Here is a 1094-nt window from a genome sequence, read left to right as displayed (position 1 = left end):
ATGTAGCCCTGGCCGAGCTCCGGACCGACGTTGCCGAGCTGCGACAGCGCGACGCCGCCCAGGCCCGCGATCCCGGAGCCGAGGCCAAACGCCAGCATATCGACCCGCCCGGTCGGCACGCCGCAGCAGGCGGCCATGGCCCGGTTCTGCGTCACCGCCCGCACGTTCATGCCCAGACGGGTTTTATTCAGAATCAGCCAGGTAAAGAACAGAACGAGGATCACAAAGCCAAGCACCGCCAGCCGGTTCCACGGCAGGATCAGGTTGGGCAGCACCTGCATGCCGCCGGAGAGCCACGCCGGGTTCGCCACCTCGACGTTTTGCGCGCCAAACAGCATCCGCGTCAGCTGAATGAGCATCAGGCTGATCCCCCAGGTCGCCAGCAGCGTTTCCAGCGGGCGCCCGTAGAGATGACGAATAATGGTACGCTCCAGCGCCATGCCGATCCCGGCGGTGACCAGAAAGGCCACCGGCAGCGCAATCAGCGGATAGAGCGCCAGCCACTGCGGGGCGAACTGGGACAGCGCCTGCTGCACCAGCCAGCAGCTGTAGGCGCCGATCATCAGCATTTCGCCGTGGGCCATATTGATGACCCCCAGCAGCCCGTAGGTGATGGCCAGCCCCAGCGCCGCCAGCAGCAGCACCGAACCGAGCGACAGCCCCATAAAGGCCTGGCCGAGAATTTCCCCCAGTAGCAGCCGCTGCTTAATCTGGCGCAGGCTGTCGGCCGCCGCGCTGCGTACGCCGGCGTCAGGCTCATGCTGCGCGTCGGTAAAGGGCATCAGCAGCGCCTGCGTTTCGGGGTCGGAGGAGTGGCCCAGCCGCTCAACCGCCGCCAGCCGCTGCTCTCTGGCAGGGCTGCTCAGCTGAAGGCGAGCCAGCGCCATCTCCAGCTGCGTTTTGACTCCGTCATCCGTTTCTGCCGCCAGCCGCTGCTGCAGCAGGCCGCTCATTTCGGGGGTGGCTTCCCGCTGGAGGATCTTCACCGCCGCCGCCCTTTCGGTGACACTGTCACTCACCAGCAGGTGCGTGGCCAGCGCGCCGGCGGCCAGGTTGCGCAGGCGGTTGGTGAGCCGTACCGGTTTGGGGGGGCC

1 protein-coding gene is annotated in these 1094 nt (G+C 67.1%); it reads right to left on the bottom strand.

Annotation, left to right across the window (positions count from 1 at the left end):
* A partial coding sequence (gene urtB / locus PFH44_RS27860) for an urea ABC transporter permease subunit UrtB (protein ID WP_283826878.1) occupies positions 1-1094 on the bottom strand: 1094 nt, incomplete at both ends.

Source organism: Klebsiella sp. Ech2A, assembly GCF_030078455.1.
GTDB lineage: Bacteria > Pseudomonadota > Gammaproteobacteria > Enterobacterales > Enterobacteriaceae > Klebsiella > Klebsiella terrigena.
This window is presented reverse-complemented; position numbering and strand designations above follow the sequence as displayed.